The following is a 21990-nucleotide window of genomic DNA, read 5'->3' as shown; positions in this document are numbered from 1 at the left end:
TTCTTGAGGGTGGCGACAGTGTCGAGCACAGTCCCCCGCGTGATCCGGCCCGACCGCGCGGCTGCGCAGGACCCGCGTCTCCTGCGCCGACGGCACGCGCTCGTCGTCGTGCTCACCTTCCTGACCGGCAGCGCAGACGCCCTCGGGTTCCTCTCCCTCGGCGGCGCCTTCGCCAGCGTGATGACCGGCAACATGGTCCTGCTCGGGCTCTCGGCGGGCCGGGGCGATGCCGAACTGGCTCTGACGTCGGGCTGCGCGATCGTCAGCTTCATCGTCGGAGTTCTCGCGGGTGCCCGCGTCGTCGGCTCGCCGCGACCGGACGACCCGGTCTGGCCACGACAGGTCACCTGGGCGCTGGTCCTGGAACTGGTGGTGTTCGTCGTGTTCCTCGTCGTCTGGGAGGTCACCCTCCGCGCCCCCGACGCGCGCGTCCACCTCGCGCTGCTCATGCTGTCCGCCGTCGCACTGGGCGTCCAGAGCAGCGCGATCCAACGATTCGGCGTGCCCGGCCTGTCCTCCACGTACCTGACCGGCACGCTCACCAGCCTGATCGCCGGCGTCGCCGCACGCAGCCCGTGGGGCGGCCTGCGCCCCAAGGCCCAGGTCCTGCTGGCCCTCATGGTCGGCGCGGCGGTCGGCGCGCTGGTCGCCCTGCACCTGCCGGTCATCGCTCCGGCGTTGCTGATCGTGCCGCTGGTGCTCGTCATCGCCGTGTCCGCGCGGATGCGGGCCTGAGCCTCAGACGCCGCGCGCGAACAGGGCCAGGCGTACCCGGTTGGGGCTGTCGGTCTTGGTCATCAGACTGGTGATGTGGGTCTTGACCGTGGTGACGCCGATGTGGAGGCGGTCGCCGATCTCGGTGTTGGACAGGCCCTCGGCGACCAGGTTCAGCACGTCCTGTTCGCGGGCGGTCAACCCCTGTACCGCTCGGGGCGTCTCGGGGCGCGCGTGTACCGCCCGTTGCACGAGTCGGCGCAGCACCTCCGCGCTGAACGGGCTGTCGCCGACGGCGGCCCGGCGGATGCCGTCCAGCAACTCGGTCGGGGGTGCGTCCTTGAGCAGGAACCCACAGGCGCCGGCGGTCAGGGCGGGATAGAGGTGGTCGTCGTCGCCGAACGTGGTCAACACCAGGATGCGGGTCGTGGGGCGTTCGGCGAGGATCCGGCTGGTCGCGGTGATCCCGTCGACGCCGGGCATGCGCAGGTCCATGACGACGACGTCGGGGAGGAGTCGCGCGGCGAGCGTGATCGCCTCGCGGCCGTTGTCGGCCTCCCCGACGACCTCCACGTCGGGCTGGGCGTCGCAGAGCATCCGCAGCCCGGCACGGATGAGGTGCTGGTCGTCGACCAGCAGCACCCGGATCACGCCGGCTCCGACGCGGGCGTTCCGGCGGGAGCCGGGCGGTTGCGGGGCAACGACCGGGCGGACGGATCGGCGGCGGTGGCCGGGAGCACGGTACGCACCCGCCACCCCGTCCCCGTCGGGCCGGCCTCCAGCCGGCCGCCGAGGACCTCGACGCGCTCGCGCATGCCGGTGATGCCGTGCCCGCCACCGGCCGGCACCCCCGCCGGCACCCCACCCCGTCCGTTGTCGGTGACCTCCCAGTGCACGGACCCGTCCCGGACGGCGATCACGAGGTGCGCGAGCGCGGACGTCCCCGCGTGTTTGGCCACGTTGGTCAGCGCCTCCTGGGTCAGTCGCAGCACCGCCATGCCGCGCACCGCGTCGAGTGAACCGATCGCCGAGTCGAGATCGGCCTCCACAGTCACACCCGCCTGCCGGGCCCGGTCGATGGACGCGCCGATCGCCGCCGGCAGCGCGGACGGTTCGATCGCGGTCAGCGCCGCGTCGCCGCGTACTCCATCGGGGTTGCGCAGCACCGCGACCAGCCGGCGCAGCTCCGCCAGGGCCGCGGTACCGGTGCCGTGCACGTCGTCGAAGACCTCGCCCACCCGGGGGTCCGGGTCGTTGAGCACGTGCCGGGCCACGCCGACCCGCAGGACCATCGACGCCACATGGTGCGCGACGACGTCGTGCAGCTCGCGGGCGATGGCGCTGCGTTCGTCGGCGCGGGCCGCGCGGCTCTCCGACTCGTGCTGGCGTTGCTCGGCCAGGGCCCGCTCCAGCGCCTGCCGACTCAGCTCCCGGTTGGCGCGGATGACGAGGCCGAGCAGCACCGGCAAGCCGACCTCCGCGGCGAGCCCGACGACCCCCGAGGCGAACCGGCGTGGCGGGTCGCCGATCGAGTCGGTCAGGTCGACCACCACCAGCAGCGCCGTGGCCAGCCAGATGGCCCGGGGGCCGCGCGCCCGCATGGTCATCTCGAACAACGCCCAACTGGCGCCGACCTGGTTGATGGTGAAGTCGTCGATCAGGCTGATGGCGACCGCCAGCAGGGCGGCCTGCGCCACCATGTTGACCACCGGTCGGCGGTGCGCTGCCAGCGCCACTGCGAACGCCGGCACCGCGAGGACCCACTGTGTCGTCGTGGGCGTGCTGGTGGAGTGCGGGACCACGAGCAGGTAGCACAACCCGGTGAGGTCGAGCAGCACCATCCGCACGAGCGTGTCCCGCAGGTCGAACAGTCGCGCCAGCCAGCTCACGACGGTCAGCCTAGGCGCTGCGGGCCGGCGGTGGTCGACGGCGCCGCGACCGGGTTCGAACCGCGAGGTAGGCGGCCAAGCCGAGTGGTCCGAGCAGGATGGTCAGCAGCAGTACCGGGGCCATGGCCAGCGCCGGCACCCCCCGTTCCCGGCTGTCCAACCACGCCCACCGCCCGACGAACAGATCGAACGCGATCATGTGCGCCCAACCCGCCGCGGCCCCGTTGGAGGTGCCGAGCAGGTCACGCACACCTTCCAGGGTCGGCGACGCCACCGCCGGCAGCACGTCGCCGAAGGCCGGCAGCACCAGCAGCGCGTAGATCACCACGACCGGCAGCACGATCAGCGGAGAGGCGATGATCCGGGCCGTCCACGACCACCGCGGCAGCAGGATCATCAGCGCCCAGAACGGCGCGGCCACCGCGAAGGTCAGGGAGAACAGCGCCGCCGTCATGCCGCCAGCGCCAGTTCCGGTCGGCGACGGCGCGCCAGCACGAGCCCGGCGGCGGTCGCGGTCGCGACCACCAGGGCGCCGACGGCGACGAGGGTGAGGCCGTCCGGCCGCAGCAGCGGCTGCCCGCGCAGCGCCTGCCAGGTCAACATCACAGTGAGTACGCCGTACGCGGCGCCCGCGACGACCAGCAGCCGGGCGCGGGTGCGCTCGTCCAGCCGCCCGGCGAACCGGCTCAGCAGGATCGCCAGGATCGGCAGCGCCTGCAGGGCGTGCAGCCCCACGAAGTGCCCGATCCGCAGGTCACCGCCGGTGGTGCTCCAGCCGACCACCGGCAGACCGGCCCCACCGTCGACCACACCGACGCTGTGCGCCCCGGAGATGCCGTCGATTCCCGGCTCCTGCATGGGCAGCACCATGGGCACCGCCGCGAGCATGCCCAGCAGCGACAGGCCGAGCCCCCACCCGACGGCCGTCGCGGCGGCCCGGTCCGGGATCCGTCGGATCAGCACCACGATGCCGACCAGGAGATGTGCGAGGAACAGCACCATGATCGCCGCGCCCATCACCGAGAACAGGGCGCTGTTCAGCGCGGAGGTGCCGTTGAAATGGCTGGGCTGCCCGCGTACCACCTGGCCGACGATCACCACCATCTCGACCACCGCCATCGCGACGATGACTGTCGCGGCCCACTCGGCGGCTCGGCTGCGCTGTGGCAACAGGGTGAGCATCCAGGCGAGAGTCGCGCCGTACAGCACGAAGGACACCGCGAACTTGAACGGCTTGAGCCAGATCGGCGCGCCGACCAGGACGCGCGAGTCGACCGCGATGCCGACCGCGCAGACGACGGCGAGCACCGCCATCACGGAAACGAAGATCATCAGTGGGCGGTGCCAGTGTGCCGCCCGGCGCAGGTCGATAGTCATGCCTGTAGATGCTCGCGGCCGGGCCTGCCGGTCGCGTCCGACCGCGAGCCCCGCTTGCGGCCGGTGGTCGGAGCCGGCCTCCTCCCTGGGTAGGAGACGACCGCGCGCACCGTCGGCGATGTGGTTGTCGGCCGAATCCGTCAGGGCCGCAGCCTGCTGTCGTTCTCGAGGAACCGAGGCGCCATCACCGCCGGCCGGCGGACCGGGCGCTCGCGGCGCTGTGGCGGAACAGCGCCGCCACGCCGGCGAGCATGACCAGGAGCAACCCGGTGAACCAGTTCATCGCCGTGCCGGCGGTGACGGTCCGGGTGGCGACGCCGATGCCGACGGACGGCAGGATCATCCCCAGGTAGCCGACGAGGAACAGCCCGGCCAGGGCCTCGCCGCGCCGGGCTGGCGCGGCCATCGCCGCGACGGCGCCGACGGCGGCCTTGAAGAGCACGCCGGCGCCGATGCCGGCGACCACCCCGCCGAGCAGGAACACCGAGAGACTGGCGGTGTGCATCCCCACCAGCAGGACGGGCACGCCGACGGCCTGGGCGAGCAGCCCCAGGCGCACCTTCGCCGGGGCGGGGAGCTGGCTGGTGAGGGTCTGCGCCATGGCCGCACCGCCGAACACGGCGAACACGATCGTGCCGGCCAGGGCCCGCGACGGAAGGTGCAGGGCACCCGCGACGAAACCCGGGGCGACCGAGGTGAACAGGCCGAACACGGCGAAGGAGGCGAACCCGGCGGCCGCCGCGGCCAGGTAGCCGGCCCGGTCCCCGTGGTCGGCGCTGATCCGCTGCGGCCGGTAGGTGGGCTTGACCAGCCGCTCCTCGACGGTCTCCGGGGTCAGGGCGACCGCCACGATGCTCGCCGCCAGCAGGACGGCGAACACCAGGTACGGCGTACGGAGCGGCGCGTCGACGTACTGGGCGAGCACGCCCGCGACCAACGCGCCGACGCCCAGGCCGCCGATGTTCGCGGCGGTGGAGACCATCTCGAAGCGCTGGCGGGACGAGCCGGGCCGGTGCGCCGCGTGCAACTCCTGGAGGTACGCGGTGGCGGTGGCGGTGATCATGCCGATGCCCAGCCCGCTGACCAGCCGGGCGACCAGCAGCACCGGCAGGGACTGGTCACCCAGGAACAGTGCGGCGGCCACCAGCTCCAACGCCAGCGCCGGAATGAGGATCCTCTTGCGGCCGACCCAGTCCGAGACGTGGCCGGCGAGCAGCAGGCTGATCACCACTCCCACCGCCTACACCGCGAACACGATCGTGCCCATGAACGTGGAGAAACCGTCCCGCGCCATGTAGAGCGGGTAGAGCGGGGCAGGCACGGTGCAGAACGCCATCGCGGTCAGGAACGCCAGGGCGATCGCCCAGAAGCCACGGCCGTGCCGGCGGGACGAGCCGTCGCCGCGGTCGGACGTGGTGGGGTCGGGTGTCAGGGTCGACAAGGACATGAGCCCACTGTTGCCTCGCCCAAGCATCAGGTCCAACGAAAGTTGGTGCTCGCGACGATCACGATCGGTGATACTTGGTGGTGTGGAGCTCCGCCAACTTGAGTACTTCGTCGCCGTGGCCGAGGAACAGAACTTCACCCGCGCCGCCGCCCGCCTACACGTCGTCCAGTCCGCCGTCTCCGCCGCGGTCAAGACCCTCGAACGCGAACTGGGCGCGTCACTGCTGGACCGCAACTCCAAACGCGTACGCCTCACCGACGCCGGTGCCGCGCTGCTGCCGCGCGCCCGGATCGCGCTCGACGCGGCCCGCGACGCCCGCGACGCGGTCGCCGAGGTGCACGGCGGCCTGCGCGGCACGCTGCGCATCGGCACGATGACCTCGATCAGACTCCTGCACCTGCCGGCCCTTCTCGGCGAGTTCCACCGCCGGCACCCCGGAGTGCTGCTGCACACCAGCGTCGCCCCGCACGGCTCCCAGGGACTCATCGACGCCCTCGGGGAACGCCGGCTCGACCTGGCGTTCGTCTCGCTGCCTGGCACGCCCCCGGCGGAGATCCACCTCACCGAGCTGGCCAGTTCGGTCCTCGACCTCGTCGTCCCGGACGACCATCCACTGGCCACCCGCGAGACGGTCACCCTCGCCGACATCGCCGGGCTGGACTTCATCGACTCCCCGGTCGGCTACGGCAACCGGGCCGTGACCGACCGGGCGTTCGCGGGCGCCGGACTGTCCCGGCGGGTCACGATCGAGATCCCGGACATCGCCACCGGGGCCGAGCACGTCCGGCACGGGCTCGGCATCGCGCTGCTGCCCGGCTTCGCCGTCGCAGACGACCACGCGGTGCGCCTGCTGAGCGTGACCGGCGCCGACCTGACCTGGACGGCGTCCCTCGCCACCCCGGTGGACCGCCCGGTCGGGGCCGCCGCCCGTGCGCTGATCAGCCTGACCGCCGAGTTCCTGCCCTGACGGGCCGAACGTCCGCTTCGCACTATGCCACCTCTGCGCGTACGTCCGGTCATTCCATGGAACGGCACGAAATTACCGCTTTAGGGTAAGTGCGTCGAACTCGCCTACGCTCTCCGATAGCTTTCGAAGGAGAGGAAAATTCGTATTCCTCCCTTCGGGTGCAGAAGGAGTCAGTGATGAAGCGCAGTATCGCGCTCGCGGCAGCCCTCCTGGCAGGTCTGACCAGCGTCGGATCGATCCCCGGGACCGCCTTCGCGGATGGCGGCGGCCCTGGTTACCACGACGACCGCAAGGGAGGTGACCACCACCACGGCAGCGAGGGCGCCGTCTTCGTGCAGACCAACAAGGCCGAAGGCAACACCATCAAGGTGTACGACCGCGACGAGGACGGCCGTCTCACCAAAGCCGGCGAGTACGAGACCGGCGGGCTGGGCGGGTTCACCATCGGCGCGCCGCTCGACGCGCTGGCCTCACAGGGCTCCCTGACCTACCACCGCGGTCTCCTCTTCGCGGTGAACGCGGGCAGCAACACCGTCACGGTCTTCGGTGTCGAGGGCACCAAGCTGCACAAGCTTCAGGTCATCTGGTCCGGCGGTCTGCTGCCGGTCAGCATCGCGGCCCGTGGGGACCTCGTCTACGTCCTCAACGCCGGTGGCGAGGGGTCGGTGCAGGGCTTCGAGCTGAACAAGGGGCGCCTGTCGCGGATCGAGGACGCCAACCGGTCGCTCGGCCTGCACAACGGCAACCCGCCGGCGTTCGGGACCGCCCCGGCCCAAGTCAAGATCGACCCGGACCGTGAGTTCGTCCTGGTGTCGACCAAGGCCGCGAACGTCATGTTCAGCTACGAGATCGGTCGCCACGGCGAGCTGGCCCGCAATCCCGTCATCAGCGACGCGGGCAACACCCCGTTCGGCTTCACGTTCGACACCGACGACACGCTGCTGGTCACCGAGTCCGGGGCGAACGCGGTCAGCCTCTTCGAGCTGGAGGACGACGGCGCGCTCGACCAGATCGGGCCGTCGGTGCCCAACGGCCAGCAGGCGACGTGCTGGATCCAGCGCGTCGGCGACTACTTCTACGCCGCCAACGCCGGCACCTCCACCATCAGCTCCTACCGGGTCAACGACGACGGCAAGCTCGAACTCGTCAAGGCCGTCGCCGCGGACACCGGCGGCGGGTCGATCGACATGACCACCAGCGACGGCTTCCTGTACGTGCAGAACGCCACCGCCGGCAACGTGCAGGGCTACGAGGTGCACGAGGACGGCTCGTTGAAGCTCGTCACCACCGTGGAGGGCTTGCCCAAGTTCACCGACGGCATCGGCATGGAGGGCATCGCCGCCTCCTGAACACGTCACCCGCTGGTCCCGGTCGCTCATCGACCGGGACCAGCGTCTTCGGTCGCCCCGCAGCGCCGCTGGTACGTGCCGCAGCACCCACAGCGACAGCACGGCGAACCGGCCGTCCTCGTCGTGCCGGCTCGACCGGGGGTGGGTCGGCGTCAGGTGGAACCGGCGTACGCGCGACCTGACCTACGAGGCCAGCCGTTCACCCACCTTGGTGCCTGCTCGGGCGAACTCGACCCCGTCGTCCGACTTGTTGATCTCCGACCACACCGTGTCGAGGGAGAGGCCGAGGACGTCGGCGATCGCCGCGATGGTCGGGAAGGCGGGGGTGGCTATGCGACCGGACTCGATCTTCCGGAGCGTCTCCGGTGAGACCCCCGCGTCCAGCGCGGTGAGGAGCATCGATCGCTCCCCTCGGGCTCGGCGTAGGAGGGCGCCGAGGCGCTGGCCGCGTTCGACCTCTGCGGGGGTGAGTGGCAACCTGACCATGACCCGATTCTAGTACCGGGATAATATGGCCGGGATACTTATTGGTTTTGAGGAAGGCGCCGCATGATCGAGATCCTGAGCCCCACCGACCTGCCGCGCGCCCGGGACGTCGGCGCGCTGGTCGGCGGCATCCTGCAGACGTTGAAGGGTCGCAGCGTCGTCGGCACGAACCTCCTGGACATCGACGCGTGGGCGCAAAGCATGATCATCGAGGCCGGCGCGCAGTCCTGCTACGTCGACTACGAGCCCTCCTTCGGGCGTGGGCCGTTCGGCCACTACATCTGCACGTCGGTGAACGACGCGGTGCTGCACGGGCTGCCGCACGACTACAAGCTCGCCGACGGCGACCTGCTGTCGCTCGACCTCGCCGTCTCCCTGGGCGGAATCGTCGCCGACTCCGCGATCAGTTTCATCGTGGGCGAGGCGCAGCCCCCGGAGAGCATCGCGCTGATCGACGCCACCCAGCGCGCGCTGAGCGCCGGCATCGCCGCCGCCGGCCCCGGAGTCCACATCGGCGACATCTCCCACGCCATCGGCTCGGTTCTCGGCACGGCGGGATATTCCATCAACACCGAGTTCGGCGGCCACGGCGTCGGCTCGACGATGCACCAGGACCCGCACGTCTCCAACACGGGACGACCCGGCCGCGGTTACCGGTTGCGCCCGGGGCTCCTGCTGGCACTGGAGCCGTGGGTCATGGCGGACACCGCCACGCTCGTCACCGATCCCGACGGATGGACCCTGCGCAGCGTGACCGGTTGCCGGACGGCCCACAGCGAGCACACGATCGCCATCACCGACGACGGCGCCGAGGTGCTCACCCTGCCGAACCCGTGACCCGACGGGGTCCGACCGACCGGGTGGCGGTCAGCGGCTCCGAGCTGCACTCACGGTGGACGATCAACCGGCCACCGACGGGGCGCGTCGCTCCGTGACACCCTGCCGAGTCGCGTTCAGAATGAACCGATCGGTCATGTTTCCCGTGATGACGGTCAGGGTCACCCACCAGAGTCACGGAGGCGCGATGTCAACGGTTCGAACGGGTCCGGTCATCGGACTGCTCGCGCAGATCGGCGTGCTGGCGGTGCTCGCAGGCACAGTCGGTCTGGGCGCGGCCGGCTGGCTGGCCGGGCTGGCGTACGGGGTGGTGCTGTGCGCCCTGCTCAGCCGGGGGATGTCCCGCTCGGGCGCGCGTGATCTGAGCCCGGCCGACCGGGTGACCCTGAGCCGGGCGGTCCTCGTCGGCGGCGTGACGGCCCTGGCCGCGGACTCGTTCCACCGGCCGGCGCCGGTCACGTTGATGGTCGTCGTCACCAGCGTGGCGCTGGCCCTCGACGCCGTGGACGGATACACGGCCCGCCGCACCGGCACGTCCAGCGAGCTGGGCGCGCGCTTCGACATGGAGATCGACTCCTTCCTGGTCCTGGTGCTCTGCCTGTACGTGGCCCCGTCGACGGGTGGCTGGGTGCTCGCGATCGGCGCGATGCGGTACGTCTTCGTCGCCGCGAGCTGGGTGCTGGACTGGATGCGCGGCTCGCTGCCGCCGCGCTACTGGCGCAAGGTCGTCGCCGCGATCCAGGGCGTGGTGCTGACGGTGGCGATGGGCGACGCGCTGCCCGGGCCGCTGACGACGTTCGTGCTGGTGGCGTCACTGGCACTGCTGGTCGAGTCGTTCGGGCGGGACGTCAGGTGGCTGTGGACGACCCGGCACCTCCGCCGCGCCCTCGTCCACGATGCTCCGGTCATTCACCACGCTCCGGGCATTCCCGATGCGCCCGGCGCGATGGGCCACGCGGGCAGTCAGCCGAGCCACGGTGTCCCGAGTGCGGGAGCGGGGCTGGCCGGGCTGGGTCACGGCGGGGCAGCCGGGCTGCCCTGGCCGGAACACCGAACGGTCGCCGTGGCTCGACGCGGGATTGCCCGCGTCTGAGCCGCCCGGATGCCGCGCCCAACAAGGATCATGGAAGGATGCCCGGGTTGTCGCTCTTGACGCGCGTACGTCCGATGCCGAGCCAGGGACGGAAGGCGATGAGGGGCGAACGTCCGGACGTCACCGCCACCGCCGGCAGCGAAGCCGAGGGTCAGCCGAAGCGTTCCATCGCGGCTCGACTGACGACGGTCCTGGCCGCGCTGCTCGTGCTGTTCGTGCTCACCCTGCCGTACGACTTCGGCCGGTTCAGCCCGGGGGCGTTCGTGCGGATCCCCCTGGAGGCGCTGCTGGCCGTCGCCCTCCTGCTGGCTCTACCCGCTCGGGGGAGCCGGTTGGTCGCCACCCTCGCCGGCGTGGCCCTCGGCCTGCTCGGCCTGCTGAAGCTGTTCGACCTGGGGTTCACCGCCGCGCTCGGCCGGGCCTTCGACCCGGTGCTCGACTGGGCGTTGCTCGACGAGGGGTTCGCCTTCCTCAGCGAGTCGTACGGGCGGCCCGCCGCCATCGGGGTGGCGATCGCTCTGGCGGTGGTGGCGGTGGGCCTGCCCGCCCTGGTCACGCTGTCGATGCGGCGACTGCGCCGGCTGGTGATCGGGCACCGCGCCGGGACCACCCGGATCGTGGCGGCGCTGGTGGTCGTCTGGGTGGTCTGCGCCGCGTTCAGCGTGCGGGTGGTCGAGGGCGTCACGGTCGCCGACACGTCCGCGACCACCCTGGCCAACGGCCACGGCTTCCAGGTGCGCCTGCGACTCGACGACCGGGAGAGGTTCGCCGCGCTGCTGCAGGACGACCGGTTCGCGCACACTCCCGGCGACCAACTGCTCACCGCGCTGCGCGGCAAGAACGTGGTCATCTCCTTCGTGGAGAGCTACGGCCGGGACGCCGTCGAGGACCCGGAGTTCGCCGCACAGGTCGGCGCGGTCCTCGACGGCGGGACCAGCCGGCTGGACGCGGCGGGGTTCGCCGCGCAGAGCGGCTTCCTCACGTCGCCGACGTTCGGCGGCGGCAGCTGGCTCGCGCACGACACGTTGCTCTCCGGCCTGTGGATCGACAACGACCAGCGGCACCGCACCCTGCTGGCGAGTGACCGGCTGACCCTCAACGGCGCCTTCCGCCGGGCCGACTGGCAGACCGTGGGCGTGATGCCCGCCGTCAGCAGGGCGTGGCCGGAGGGCTCCTTCTTCGGCTACGAGCGGTTCTACGACGCCAGAGCCCTCGGGTACCGCGGCCCGAAGTTCAGCTTCGGCACGATGCCCGACCAGTACACCCTCGCCAGTTGGCGGCGTCTGGAGCAGGCGAAGCGCGGCGGCGGCCCGACGATGACGGAACTCGCGCTCGTGTCGAGTCACGCGCCCTGGACGCCCGTCCCGGATCTGGTCGACTGGGCCGACATCGGCGACGGGGCGATCTTCAAGGGGACCGCCGAGGAGTCCGACGACAAGCGACGCAACACCACCCAGATCCGCGCCGACTACCGGCATTCCATCGAGTACACGTTGAGCGCGCTCATCTCCTACGTGCAGACCTACGGCGACGACGACCTCGTGTTCATCTTCCTCGGCGACCACCAGCCCGCCGCCGTGGTCACCGGCGACAATGCCAGCCGCGACGTCCCGATCACCATCATCACCCGGGACCGGGCCGTCCTCGACCGGATCTCCGGGTGGGGCTGGCAGGACGGGCTCAAGCCGGGGCCGCAGGCACCGGTCTGGCGGATGGACACCTTCCGGGACCGGTTCCTGACCGCCTTCGGACTGTGACCCTCAGAAGGACTGGACCCACACCCATGACGGCCACCACCAACACCAGGATCGCCGCGCTCCGGACCGATCCGGCGATGTCCCTCCTGCACCGATCGTTGGACGTCTACTACGGCGACGCCGAGCGCGACGCGCGGATGGACGCCTTCTACTCCCGGTTCGTCGCCGAGGGGGACCTCGTCTTCGACGTCGGCTCGCACGTGGGCGACCACATCGCCAGCTTCCGTCGCCTCGGTGCCCGGGTGGTCGCCGTGGAGCCGCAGCCGCTGTGTCTGCGTGCCCTGCGGGCCATCTACGCCGACGACGTCCAGGTGACGCTCGTCGGCGCGGTCTGCGGGGCGGCCCCCGGCACCACCCGCTTCCACGTCAACTCCGCCAATCCCACCGTGTCCACCGCCTCGCCCGACTTCGTCCGGGCGGCGGAGGGCGCGGGCGGGTGGGAGGGCCAGGTGTGGGACGCCGACATCGAGGTCCCGGTGGTCACCGTCGACACCCTCATCGCCGAGTACGGCGAGCCGACCTTCGCGAAGATCGACGTGGAGGGTTTCGAGGACGAGGTGCTGGCCGGGCTGACCCGCCCGCTGCCCGCGCTCTCGTTCGAGTTCACCACGATCGCGCGTCCGGTCGCCTCCCGCTGTCTCGACCGCCTGACCGCGCTCGGCTTCGACGGCTTCGACGTCGCGCTGGGCGACGACAAGGCGATGACGTTCCAGCGCTGGGTCTCCGCGACCGACATGGCGACACACCTCGCCGCACTGCCGCACGACGCGAACTCCGGCGACGTGTACTGCGTGACCGGCGGCGGGCTGCGCCAGCCACCGCCGCCTCGCGACCCGAAGCGGCGGTAGCCAGCGTCAGAAGGGCCACCGCTCGTGACTGCCGGCCTCGATGAGCGGGATCATCGCGAACGCGGCGTCGGACAACCCGCCGAAGGTGTGCCGATTCGCCACTGTCGGTGTGTGGCCAACCCGGTAACCGGCAAGGTTCCAGGTGTACACCGGAACCTCAGCGGGCACCGCCGCGGCGACGTCCGCCGCGTTGTGCCACTGTGCCTGCTCGTCGGTGAGGATGACCACCCGGTCGTGTCGGTCGTAGTGCGTGCGGACCGCCTTCTCGGTGTCGGTGCCCATGCCGAAGAAGTAGCCGTCGTCCTTGAACCGCCGTACCGCCGCGAGCACCGACTCGCCCGCCACCGACGGAAACACCCGGCTGTCATTGGAGAACGACACCACGGTGGCCGCCCGCGCCCGCGCGGCCAGCGCCAGGCCGAACACGGTGGCACCGTCCCAGCAGAGCAACGAGCCGTCCTTGCTGAACGGACTCCGCATCGAACCCGACGTGTCGATGAGGACGAGGGTCCGTCCGTCCAGAGCAGGCACGTTCACCAGGGCATGCTGCAGGGCCTTCTCCAGCGGGTACGCCCACCGCAAACTCGGTGCCGCGTTGTACGCCGACAGGAAGCGCATCGGCAGCACCCGAGAGGTGGCCACCTGCCCCGGATCGGAGAGCTTGGCCGCAACCGTCTCCGCCACGGCGTCGCTGACCCCGACCTGGTCGAAGTTGCGCAGATTGCGCAGCAACGCCAGGTACCCCATGGTCGGGATGACCGACTCCCACGCCGAGGCGTCCATCGCGCTCTGTCGCCAGCCGGCCAGGGCCTCCCACGTCATGCCGGCCGCGCCCAGCACCGCCGGATCGGTCACCTCCCTGCGCCGCTCGACGGGCAGCGCCATGAGCGCGTCCCGTGCCGCCAGCATCCCGAGCGACGCCGGCAGCGGATTGTCCCGCCGGTGCCGCCGGTCCAGCGCGTGCCGGAACAGGTCGCCCTGCCGCTCGTCCTTCGCCGTGGGGTGGGTCAGGTCGATGACGTCGCCGAAGCGCACCTGGCTGCCGACGGAGTCGTACTTGAGCAGATTCCGCTCGGTGTACAGCCGGACCACCGCGTCGGCGATGCCCCGCTTCACCGGCTTGGGGAGTTTCCGGCCATGGCGAGCCAGCCAGTACGCCAGAGCCTCGGCGGGCTCGTCCGCGCGCTGCAGGGCGGCATCCACGACTGCCCGCGAACCCGGAATCTGTGCGGCGACCTGGGCGCGAGCACCCTCGACAGCAGCCACCACGGCCGCCGAGCGCATCATGGCGCCGGACCGAAGCCACGGTACGAAGCGAGCGAACCAGTCCGGATCGGCGACCGCGACGGCGGCGACCAGGTCTCGGAAGCGAGCGTCCCGGTCCGCGGCGCCCTCGTAGAAGGTGTCCTCGCCGACCATGGCGGAGACTCCGAGCAGGAAGAGCTCGACGCGCGGCTCACGGGCGAAGCCCGGCGCACCCTGGGCGGTCACCGGCTGCTGGCGGCCCCTGCGCAGCTTGATGTTGAACTTGGCCATGACGTCCCCCACGTCAATCAGCTCGGAAACACGCCACCGCACCGCACAACCGAGATCGAATCGGCTACGGACTAGTTCGCCGTTCTGTCCGTTGAACTACTCACCCGAAGGTGCCGGAGGATTCGAACCCCCATCTGCGAAGCCCTGAAGTAACCGTGGCCTGCGCACCGGCGGTGCGGTGTGGTGGCGCTTCCCGAGTTCCGGGTAGGCGACGGATGGCACCCATCGGGGTCCGAACCCCTTCAGAGGCAACCGTCACCTGCGCACCGGGAAGTGCGGGAACGACCGTATCGACGGCGGCGACGATGGGGCAACGGATTTACGATCTTAAGGGAGTGGTCACGCCGCTCGACAGAGACCAGATCGGACACGGTGTTGCGGGCTCGAACCGCGGGCCCCGTGCGGGACCTTCACCAAGAAGTAACCGTGTCCGTCGCACCTGACGAGCGGCGTGAGTGCGTCTCCCGAGATCGAAGCGGCGACGGCGACTGGCCCTTGCGGGCCAAGGTGACCTGGGCCGCTGGTCGACGCCACCCGAGGCGGCGGTGGGATTCGAACCCACGTCTCCCCGTTGAGAGCGGAAGTAGCCGTTGCCTGCGCACCGGAAGGCGCTTGCCGACGATAGGTCCACACTGACGTGTAGACAAGCTGTTTCGAGACGACCGCATCCTCGTCGCGGTGCTTTGGCAGCACCGCGCCCGACGGATCGACGAGCAGCACGAGGGCGACACCGTCGGTGGCCATGACGAGACGGTGCACGTCGCCGTGAGCACGTCGACAACGGCACGGCGCGTGGGATCGCGTACCCTCCGCGGATGGACCTCGATGATCTCCCGCTGGCCGAGTTCGCGTTCCCGGGGCCGCTGCGGGACAAGCTCGTGGGCGCGATCCTGTCCGGCGCGAAGACCTCGACCACCGGCCTGCTGGTCGGGTACGAGTGCGCGAACGAGCCGCTGCCCGAGGTGGGCCAACGCTCCGCCGTGGTGGACTCCGCTGGCCGGCGCGTCGCGGTCATCGAGCTGACCGAGGTACGGGTGGTCAGGCTCGCCGACGTCGACCTGCCCCACGCCCTGGCCGAGGGGGAGGGCGACGAGTCGGTGGCGCAGTGGCGGGCGGGGCACGAGACGTTCTGGCACAGCGCGGAGGTGCGCGCCGAGTTGGGCGACCCCGACTTCACGGTGGACGACGACACGCTGGTGGTGACCGAACGCTTCCGGCTGGTGCACGTGGCCTGACGCGCCGTCCATGGTCGGACGCGGTGATCGTTGGCAGCTCAGCGGCCCGGCGCCCGGCGTGTCGAACTGCTCAGCTGACAACGATCAAGCGCTTGCGGTACGGCGACATCGAGGGCTCGGCGATGTATCAGAAACGCTGATCCCGTGTGGTCCGGAGTTGTGCGGATCTCAACGCCGGGGCTGGTCTTCGTAACGTGGGTGGGCCACACTGCGCGGTATGGGTGATCGTTCGCGCCGGTGGGCGTGGGTTGCAGTCCTGGTCATCGGGCTGATCCTTTACTTGGCGGTGCTGCGGACCCTGGTCAGCACGAAGAACCCGAATTTCGTACCGGCGTTGATCCTGCTCGGGGCGACGCTGGTGCCGTTGACGTTCCTGACGTTCGCGCAGGCCCGCACCGGGCGGTGGCAGGTGCCGGCGTCGGTGTTGGTGACGGCGGCGTTCTTCGGCGGTGTGATCGGTACGGTCGTCGCCGGCACCCTGGAATACGACACCCTGCGTGGTCTCGGCACGCTGCCCATGCTGTTCGTGGCGCTGATCGAGGAGTCGGCGAAGCTGATCGTGCCGGTGGTGCTGCTGTTCACGGTGGTGGCCCAGCGTCGGCGCCGGGTGCCCTCGGACGGGCTGGTCATCGGCGTCGCCGCCGGCATGGGGTTCGCCGCGCTGGAGACGATGGGTTACGCGTTCAGCGCGTTGCTGAGTTCGCAGGGCAACATCGGGGCGGTGGAGCAGACGCTGTTCATCCGCGGCCTGACCGCGCCCGCCGGCCACACCGCCTGGACCGGGCTCACCGCGGGCGCGCTGTGGGCGTTGCTGGCCAGTCCGAGCGTCCGCCGGCTGTTCGGGTTCATCGGCACGTTCCTGGGCGTCGTCGTCCTGCACACCCTCTGGGACACGTTCACCGGTTCGCTGGTCTTCGTCGTGGTGGCGCTCGTCAGCATCGGCTGGCTGTTCTGGGAGCTGCACCGCTACCGGACCTTCAACGATCACCCCGTCGGCCAACTCCAGCCGAACTGACCCCGCCCAGCAGGCACCAAGCCTCCCCGGCCCTCGCGAACAGGGCGGGGGAGGCTTGTCTCTGCTGATCCCGCTGCGACGGGGACGGCACCTCGACTAATGTCAGGCTGTTCATATTTGGTGTGATTAGTCGGAAAGGTGCGCGATGGGGGTGCCTCGCTGGATCGAGGGCTGGCCGGTCTACCGCCAGCTCACCGGCACCGACCCGCTCGGCCGAGGCGCGGCGGCGAAGTCCGCCGGATCCCGCGCGCTCACCGCCCGCACCGACACCGCCGACTCGATGGCCCGATCCGTCTGTCCGTACTGCGCGGTGGGCTGCGGCCAGCGGGTGTACGTGAAGGACGGGCAGGTCACCCAGATCGAGGGCGACCCGGACAGTCCGATCTCGCGGGGTCGGCTCTGCCCGAAGGGCTCGGCCAGCAAGAGCCTGGTGACCAGCCCGTTGCGGCAGACCAAGGTCCGCTACCGCCGGCCGTACGGCACCGAGTGGGAGGACCTGGACCTCGACACGGCGCTGAACATGATCGCCGATCGGGTGCTTGCCGCCCGGGACGAAACCTGGGAGGACGTCGACCCCGAGGGTCGGCCGCTGCACCGGACGCTGGGCATCTGCAGCTTGGGTGGGGCGACGCTGGACAACGAGGAGAACTACCTCATCAAGAAGTTGTTCACCGCGATGGGGGCGCTGCAGATCGAGAACCAGGCCCGTATTTGACACTCCGCCACCGTCCCCGGTCTGGGGACCAGCTTCGGCCGTGGCGGCGCCACCCAGTTCCAGCAGGACCTGTCGAACTCCGACGTCATCGTCATCCAGGGTTCGAACATGGCCGAGGCGCACCCGGTGGGTTTCCAGTGGGTGATGGAGGCCAAGCGCCGTGGGGCGAAGGTCTTCCACGTCGACCCGCGCTTCACCCGCACCAGCGCGCTGGCCGACTCGTACCTGCCGATCCGGGCGGGCACCGACATCGCGCTGCTCGGCGGGGTGATCCGCTACATCCTGGACAACGAGCTGGACTTCCGGGAGTACGTGATCTCCTACACCAACGCCGCGACCATCGTGACCGAGGAGTTCGCCGACACCGAGGACCTGCACGGGCTCTTCTCCGGCTTCCAGGAGGAGAACGCCTCGTACGACCAGACCAGTTGGCGCTACGAGGGCCACGGGCAGAACCAGACCACCCGGGACACCGAGATCCAGCGGGAGACCGGGGCCGGGCTGGAACACGAGTCACACGGCGCCCCGGTCGGCGGCGAGACCGAGCGCGACGAGACGTTGCAGCACCCGCGGTGCGTCTACCAGATCCTGAAGCGGCACTACGCCCGCTACACCCCGGAGATGGTGGAACGGGTCTGCGGCATCCCGCAGGAGAAGTTCCTCGAACTGGCCCAGGCCTGGACGGAGAACTCGGGTCGGGACCGCACCGGCATGCTGGTCTACTCGGTGGGGTGGACCCAGCACAGCGTGGGTGTGCAGTACATCCGCACGGGTGCGATCATCCAGCTGCTGCTCGGCAACATGGGCCGCCCGGGTGGCGGGGTGATGGCGCTGCGCGGGCACGCGAGCATCCAGGGCTCGACCGACATCCCGACGTTGTTCAACCTGCTGCCCGGCTACCTGCCGATGCCGCACCACGCGAACCACCCGACGCTGGACACGTGGGTGGACAGCATCCGGCACCCCGGGCAGAAGGGTTTCTGGGGCAACGCCCGCACCTACGGCGTCAACCTGCTCAAGGCGTACTGGGGAGACGCCGCCACCGCCGAGAACGACTACTGCTACGACTACATGCCGCGGATGACCGGGGATCACGGCACCTACCAGCAGGTGCTCAACATGATCGACGGGAAGGTCAAGGGGTACTTCCTGCTCGGTCAGAACCCGGCGGTCGGCTCGGCGCACGGTCGGGCGCAGCGGCTGGGCATGGCCAACCTGGACTGGCTCGTGGTCCGCGACCTGTTCGAGGTCGAGAGCGCGACCTTCTGGAAGAACGCGCCGGAGATCGAGACCGGCGAGATCGTGCCGGAGGAGTGCCGCACTGAGGTGTTCTTCCTGCCGGCCGCCTCGCACGTGGAGAAGGAGGGGACCTTCACCCAGACGCAGCGGCTGCTGCAGTGGCGGGAGAAGGCCGTCGAGCCGCCCGGCGACGCCCGCTCCGAACTCTGGTTCTTCTACCACCTCGGGCGCCTCATCCAGGAGCGGCTGGCGACCTCGACGAAGGACCGCGACCGGGCACTGCTCGACCTGGCCTGGGACTATCCCACGCACGGTCCGCACGCGGAGCCGAGCGCCGAGGCGGTGCTGCGCGAGATCAACGGGTACGACGTGGCGACCGGCCGGCCGCTGTCGTCGTTCACCGAGATGAAGGACGACGGCTCCACCGTCGGCGGCTGCTGGATCTACACCGGCGTGTACGCGGACGGCGTCAACCAGGCCGCCCGCCGCAAACCCGGCGCGGAGCAGTCCCTGGTGGCGCCGGAGTGGGGTTGGGCGTGGCCGGCAAACCGGCGCATCCTCTACAACCGGGCGTCGGCCGATCCGAACGGCAACCCGTGGAGTGAACGCAAGCGCTACGTGTGGTGGGACGCGGAGAAGGGCGAGTGGACGGGCTACGACGTGCCGGACTTCGAGAAGACCAAACCGCCGTCGTACCGACCGGAACACGGCTCCTCAGGCGTGGCGGGCATCGCCGGCGACGACCCGTTCATCCTCCAGGGCGACGGCAAGGGCTGGCTGTACGCACCCACCGGTGTGCTCGACGGGCCGCTGCCCACCCACTACGAGCCGGTGGAGTCGCCGGTTCGTAACCCGCTCTACCGGCAGCAGGCCAACCCGACCCGCAAGGTCTACACCCACCCGATCAACACGCTGAACCCGAGCCCGCCGGAGCCGTACAGCCAGGTGTTCCCGTTCGTGTTCACGGTCAGCCGGCTCACCGAGCACCACACCGCCGGTGGGATGAGTCGGACGGTGTCGCCGCTGGCGGAGTTGCAGCCGGAGATGTTCGTCGAGGTGTCCCCGGAGTTGGCCGTCGAACGCGGCCTCACCCACCTGGGCTGGGCACACCTGATCACCACCCGTGCGGCCATCGAGGCGAAGGTGTTGGTGACCGACCGGCTCACCCCGTTGCGGGTGGACGACCGGATCATCCACCAGGTGTGGTTGCCGTACCACTTCGGTTTCGAGGGTCTGGTGACCGGTGACTCGGCCAACGACCTGTTCGGCATCAGCCTGGACCCGAACGTCCTGATCCAGGAGAGCAAGGTCGGCACCTGCGACATCAGGTCCGGGCGTCGCCCGAGAGGTGCGGAGCTGCTCGCGCTGCTGGTCGACTACCGGCGGCGATCCGGTGACCTCAACCCGCACTATCCACCGATGGTCACGACCGACTCCGCGGACCGCGGCCCGGACCAGGAGGTCTGACCCATGCCCCACGCCAACGCCCTGTACGGCCCGCTGGATCCGGCGCCCGACGCGGGTTATGAGAACGCGCCGCCGCGGATGGGGTTCTTCACCGATACGAGTGTCTGTATCGGGTGCAAGGCGTGTGAGGTGGCGTGCAAGGAGTGGAACGGTGTGCCGGAGAGCGGTCTGGATCTGCTCGGTATGTCGTACGACAACACGGGCGCGTTGACCGCGAACTCGTGGCGGCATGTGGCGTTCGTCGAGCAGCCCCGTCGCGCCGGTCTCGCGACGCCGGCGTTCGCCGACACCCCGGACGGGCCGCCGGTCAGCCCGGTGACGGCGGCGGTCGGCGCGCTGACCAGCGCCGACACCGGCACCGACCCGGGCCTGCCCACCGGCTCGCCGGAGGCGGCGGCCCGGATGTCGGCCGGCCCCGAGTTCCTGGGGATGCCGGGGGCGCAGCCGCCGGGTCGAGGTTCCGGTGTGGAGGGTCGGACGGATTTCCGGTGGTTGATGATGTCGGACGTGTGTAAGCACTGCACGCATGCGGCGTGTTTGGACGTGTGTCCGACGGGGTCGTTGTTCCGGACGGAGTTCGGGACGGTGGTGGTGCAGGAGGACATCTGTAACGGGTGTGGGTACTGCATCTCGGCGTGCCCGTACGGCGTCATCGATCAGCGTAAGGACGATGGTCGGGCGTGGAAGTGCACGTTGTGCTACGACCGGTTGGGTGCAGGGATGACGCCGGCGTGTGCGCAGGCGTGTCCGACCGAGTCGATCCAGTACGGGCCGCTGGAGGAGTTGCGGGAGCGGGCCGCCGCGCGGGTGGCGACGTTGCGGGGGCGGGGGGTTTCCGAGGCGCGGTTGTACGGGCACGACCCGGACGACGGCGTCGGCGGTGACGGGGCGTTCTTCCTGTTGCTGGACGAGCCGGAGGTGTACGGGCTGCCACCGGACCCGATCGTGACCACCCGCGACCTACCGGCCATGTGGAAACGCGCCGGCCTGGCGGCGATGACGATGGCGGTCGCCACGGCGATCGCGTTCCTGGGCAGGCGGTCATGACCCGCGGCGGTGAGCAGCTCACGGTGCCGCCGGCCGACTTCGCCTCCTACTACGGCCGGCCGGTTCTGAAGCCGCCGGTGTGGAAGTACGACATCGCCGGCTACCTGTTCACCGGAGGCCTCGCCGCCGGAAGTGCGCTGATCGGCGCGGGCGCCCAACTGACCGGACGACAGGGGCTGCGCAAGGTCGGCCGTTGGACGGCCCTCGGCGGTGTCGCCGCCAGCACGTACCTGCTGGTCCACGACCTCGGCCGGCCAGCCCGGTTCCATCACATGCTCCGGGTGGGCAAGGTGACCTCGCCGATGTCGGTCGGCACCTGGATCCTTGCCGCGTTCGGCCCACTGGCCGGCGTGGCCGCGGTCGCCGAGCTCGCGCCACTGCTCCCGCAGCACGGTGTGCTCGGCCTCGCCCGTCGGATCGCGCCGCCCATCGGCAACGTCGCCGGCCTGGCCGCCGCGGCCACCGCGCCGGCGCTGGCGACGTACACCGGGGTGCTGCTCGCCGACACGGCCGTGCCGTCCTGGCACGACGCCTACCCGTCGCTGCCCTTCGTCTTCGCCGGCAGCGCGCTCGCCGCGGCGTCCGGGGTAGGACTGATCGCGGCACCGGCGGCGGAGACCGCCCCGCTGCGGCGACTCGCCCTGGCCGCCGCGGCCGTCGAGTTCGGCGGAGGGCACCAGATGGAGCGGCAGGGCCTCACCAGCGAGCCCTACACGCAGGGACGTAGCGGCCGGCTGGTCAGGGCGGGACGCGCCCTGCTCGCCCTGGGCACCGCCACCGCGCTGGTCAGCCGACGCAGCCGGGTCCTGTCGGCGATCTCCGGCGCCGCCCTGGTGGCGTCGTCGGTCGCCACCCGGTTCGGCGTCTTCGAGGCGGGCAGGGTGTCGGCACGCGACCCGAAGTACACGGTCGTGCCACAACGGGAGCGGCTCGCCGAGAACCGGTCGACCGCCCAGCTCTGAGCGGGTCGGC

General features: G+C 70.6%; 19 protein-coding genes and 1 pseudogene. 12 read left to right on the top strand and 8 right to left on the bottom strand.

Annotation, left to right across the window (positions count from 1 at the left end; genetic code table 11):
• Positions 1-39 precede the first annotated feature (39 nt).
• Positions 40-735, top strand: coding sequence for a YoaK family protein (locus O7614_RS19915; protein WP_278139977.1), 696 nt, complete (start codon positions 40-42; stop codon positions 733-735).
• A 3-nt stretch (positions 736-738) separates the two neighbouring features.
• Here O7614_RS19915 and O7614_RS19910 read toward each other — a convergent pair whose 3' ends face one another.
• From O7614_RS19910 to O7614_RS19885, 6 genes are all read right to left on the bottom strand, one after another.
• On the bottom strand, positions 739-1365 hold the full coding sequence (locus O7614_RS19910; protein ID WP_278139976.1) for a response regulator transcription factor: 627 nt from the start codon (positions 1363-1365) through the stop codon (positions 739-741).
• A complete protein-coding gene (locus tag O7614_RS19905) occupies positions 1362-2603 on the bottom strand; it encodes a histidine kinase (protein ID WP_278139975.1) in 1242 nt (413 codons plus the stop codon). The genes O7614_RS19910 and O7614_RS19905 overlap by 4 nt, the downstream gene beginning before the upstream one ends.
• A 10-nt stretch (positions 2604-2613) precedes the next feature.
• Positions 2614-3057, bottom strand: coding sequence for an ABA4-like family protein (locus O7614_RS19900; RefSeq protein ID WP_278139974.1), 444 nt, complete (start codon positions 3055-3057; stop codon positions 2614-2616).
• Positions 3054-3980: a hypothetical protein gene (locus O7614_RS19895; protein ID WP_278139973.1), complete on the bottom strand. Its 927-nt coding sequence runs from the start codon at positions 3978-3980 to the stop codon at positions 3054-3056. Before O7614_RS19895 ends, O7614_RS19900 begins: the two co-directional genes overlap by 4 nt.
• Positions 3981-4164: 184 nt before the next feature.
• Positions 4165-5217: an MFS transporter gene (locus O7614_RS19890; protein WP_278139972.1), complete on the bottom strand. Its 1053-nt coding sequence runs from the start codon at positions 5215-5217 to the stop codon at positions 4165-4167.
• A 3-nt stretch (positions 5218-5220) separates the two neighbouring features.
• Complete coding sequence (locus O7614_RS19885; protein WP_278139971.1) at positions 5221-5427, bottom strand: hypothetical protein; 207 nt, start codon at positions 5425-5427, stop codon at positions 5221-5223.
• Positions 5428-5509: 82 nt separating this feature from the next.
• On the opposite strand from O7614_RS19885, the gene O7614_RS19880 reads away from it, so the two are divergent.
• Both O7614_RS19880 and O7614_RS19875 read left to right on the top strand, forming a co-directional pair.
• Positions 5510-6394, top strand: a complete 885-nt coding sequence (locus tag O7614_RS19880; protein WP_278139970.1) for a LysR family transcriptional regulator — start codon at positions 5510-5512, stop codon at positions 6392-6394.
• Positions 6395-6570: 176 nt separating this feature from the next.
• Complete coding sequence (locus O7614_RS19875; RefSeq protein ID WP_278139969.1) at positions 6571-7743, top strand: beta-propeller fold lactonase family protein; 1173 nt, start codon at positions 6571-6573, stop codon at positions 7741-7743.
• Between the two features lie 183 nt (positions 7744-7926).
• Here the strand turns inward: O7614_RS19875 and O7614_RS19870 are convergent, their stop codons facing one another.
• Complete coding sequence (locus O7614_RS19870; RefSeq protein WP_278139968.1) at positions 7927-8229, bottom strand: helix-turn-helix transcriptional regulator; 303 nt, start codon at positions 8227-8229, stop codon at positions 7927-7929.
• 63 nt (positions 8230-8292) lie between these two features.
• Here O7614_RS19870 and map point away from each other — a divergent pair, with 63 nt between their 5' ends.
• From map to O7614_RS19850, 4 genes and pseudogenes are all read left to right on the top strand, one after another.
• Positions 8293-9066 carry a type I methionyl aminopeptidase gene (gene map / locus O7614_RS19865; protein ID WP_278139967.1) on the top strand — a complete coding sequence of 258 codons (774 nt, stop codon included), beginning with the start codon at positions 8293-8295 and terminating at the stop codon, positions 9064-9066.
• Between the two features lie 187 nt (positions 9067-9253).
• Positions 9254-9928: pseudogene (locus O7614_RS19860) on the top strand (CDP-alcohol phosphatidyltransferase family protein); the annotation flags it as partial.
• A 329-nt stretch (positions 9929-10257) separates the two neighbouring features.
• The gene (locus O7614_RS19855) at positions 10258-11916 is read left to right on the top strand and encodes a sulfatase-like hydrolase/transferase (RefSeq protein WP_278139966.1); all 1659 of its coding nucleotides are present in this window, start codon (positions 10258-10260) and stop codon (positions 11914-11916) included.
• A gap of 26 nt (positions 11917-11942) precedes the next feature.
• Positions 11943-12764 carry an FkbM family methyltransferase gene (locus tag O7614_RS19850; protein ID WP_278139965.1) on the top strand — a complete coding sequence of 274 codons (822 nt, stop codon included), beginning with the start codon at positions 11943-11945 and terminating at the stop codon, positions 12762-12764.
• Between the two features lie 6 nt (positions 12765-12770).
• On the opposite strand, the gene O7614_RS19845 is transcribed toward O7614_RS19850, so the two are convergent.
• Positions 12771-14312, bottom strand: coding sequence for a TROVE domain-containing protein (locus O7614_RS19845; protein ID WP_278139964.1), 1542 nt, complete (start codon positions 14310-14312; stop codon positions 12771-12773).
• An 803-nt stretch (positions 14313-15115) separates the two neighbouring features.
• Between O7614_RS19845 and O7614_RS19840 the strand changes: the two genes are divergently transcribed.
• The 5 genes from O7614_RS19840 to nrfD all read left to right on the top strand — a co-directional run bounded on the left by O7614_RS19840 (position 15116) and on the right by nrfD (position 21980).
• Complete coding sequence (locus O7614_RS19840; protein WP_278139963.1) at positions 15116-15535, top strand: ASCH domain-containing protein; 420 nt, start codon at positions 15116-15118, stop codon at positions 15533-15535.
• Positions 15536-15752: 217 nt separating this feature from the next.
• Positions 15753-16550: a PrsW family intramembrane metalloprotease gene (locus O7614_RS19835; RefSeq protein ID WP_278139962.1), complete on the top strand. Its 798-nt coding sequence runs from the start codon at positions 15753-15755 to the stop codon at positions 16548-16550.
• A gap of 145 nt (positions 16551-16695) precedes the next feature.
• A complete protein-coding gene (fdh, locus tag O7614_RS19830; protein WP_278139961.1) occupies positions 16696-19971 on the top strand; it encodes a formate dehydrogenase in 3276 nt (1091 codons plus the stop codon).
• 3 nt (positions 19972-19974) lie between these two features.
• A complete protein-coding gene (locus tag O7614_RS19825; RefSeq protein WP_278139960.1) occupies positions 19975-21018 on the top strand; it encodes a 4Fe-4S dicluster domain-containing protein in 1044 nt (347 codons plus the stop codon).
• Complete coding sequence (gene nrfD / locus O7614_RS19820) at positions 21015-21980, top strand: NrfD/PsrC family molybdoenzyme membrane anchor subunit (protein ID WP_278139959.1); 966 nt, start codon at positions 21015-21017, stop codon at positions 21978-21980. Before O7614_RS19825 ends, nrfD begins: the two co-directional genes overlap by 4 nt.
• Positions 21981-21990 lie beyond the last annotated feature (10 nt).

The organism is Micromonospora sp. WMMD961, from assembly GCF_029626145.1.
Lineage (GTDB): Bacteria > Actinomycetota > Actinomycetes > Mycobacteriales > Micromonosporaceae > Micromonospora.
This window is presented reverse-complemented; position numbering and strand designations above follow the sequence as displayed.

Excerpts from the sequence above, each read along its gene's own strand:
- O7614_RS19825 (WP_278139960.1), top strand. The coding sequence starts at position 19,975 with ATGCCCCACGCCAACGCCCTGTACGGCCCGCTGGATCCGGCGCCCGAC.
- O7614_RS19835 (WP_278139962.1), top strand. The coding sequence starts at position 15,753 with ATGGGTGATCGTTCGCGCCGGTGGGCGTGGGTTGCAGTCCTGGTCATC.
- nrfD (WP_278139959.1), top strand. The coding sequence starts at position 21,015 with ATGACCCGCGGCGGTGAGCAGCTCACGGTGCCGCCGGCCGACTTCGCC.
- O7614_RS19885 (WP_278139971.1), bottom strand. The coding sequence starts at position 5,427 with ATGTCCTTGTCGACCCTGACACCCGACCCCACCACGTCCGACCGCGGC.
- map (WP_278139967.1), top strand. The coding sequence starts at position 8,293 with ATGATCGAGATCCTGAGCCCCACCGACCTGCCGCGCGCCCGGGACGTC.
- O7614_RS19900 (WP_278139974.1), bottom strand. The coding sequence starts at position 3,057 with ATGACGGCGGCGCTGTTCTCCCTGACCTTCGCGGTGGCCGCGCCGTTC.
- O7614_RS19850 (WP_278139965.1), top strand. The coding sequence starts at position 11,943 with ATGACGGCCACCACCAACACCAGGATCGCCGCGCTCCGGACCGATCCG.
- O7614_RS19855 (WP_278139966.1), top strand. The coding sequence starts at position 10,258 with ATGAGGGGCGAACGTCCGGACGTCACCGCCACCGCCGGCAGCGAAGCC.
- O7614_RS19875 (WP_278139969.1), top strand. The coding sequence starts at position 6,571 with ATGAAGCGCAGTATCGCGCTCGCGGCAGCCCTCCTGGCAGGTCTGACC.
- O7614_RS19840 (WP_278139963.1), top strand. The coding sequence starts at position 15,116 with ATGGACCTCGATGATCTCCCGCTGGCCGAGTTCGCGTTCCCGGGGCCG.
- O7614_RS19870 (WP_278139968.1), bottom strand. The coding sequence starts at position 8,229 with ATGGTCAGGTTGCCACTCACCCCCGCAGAGGTCGAACGCGGCCAGCGC.
- O7614_RS19895 (WP_278139973.1), bottom strand. The coding sequence starts at position 3,980 with ATGACTATCGACCTGCGCCGGGCGGCACACTGGCACCGCCCACTGATG.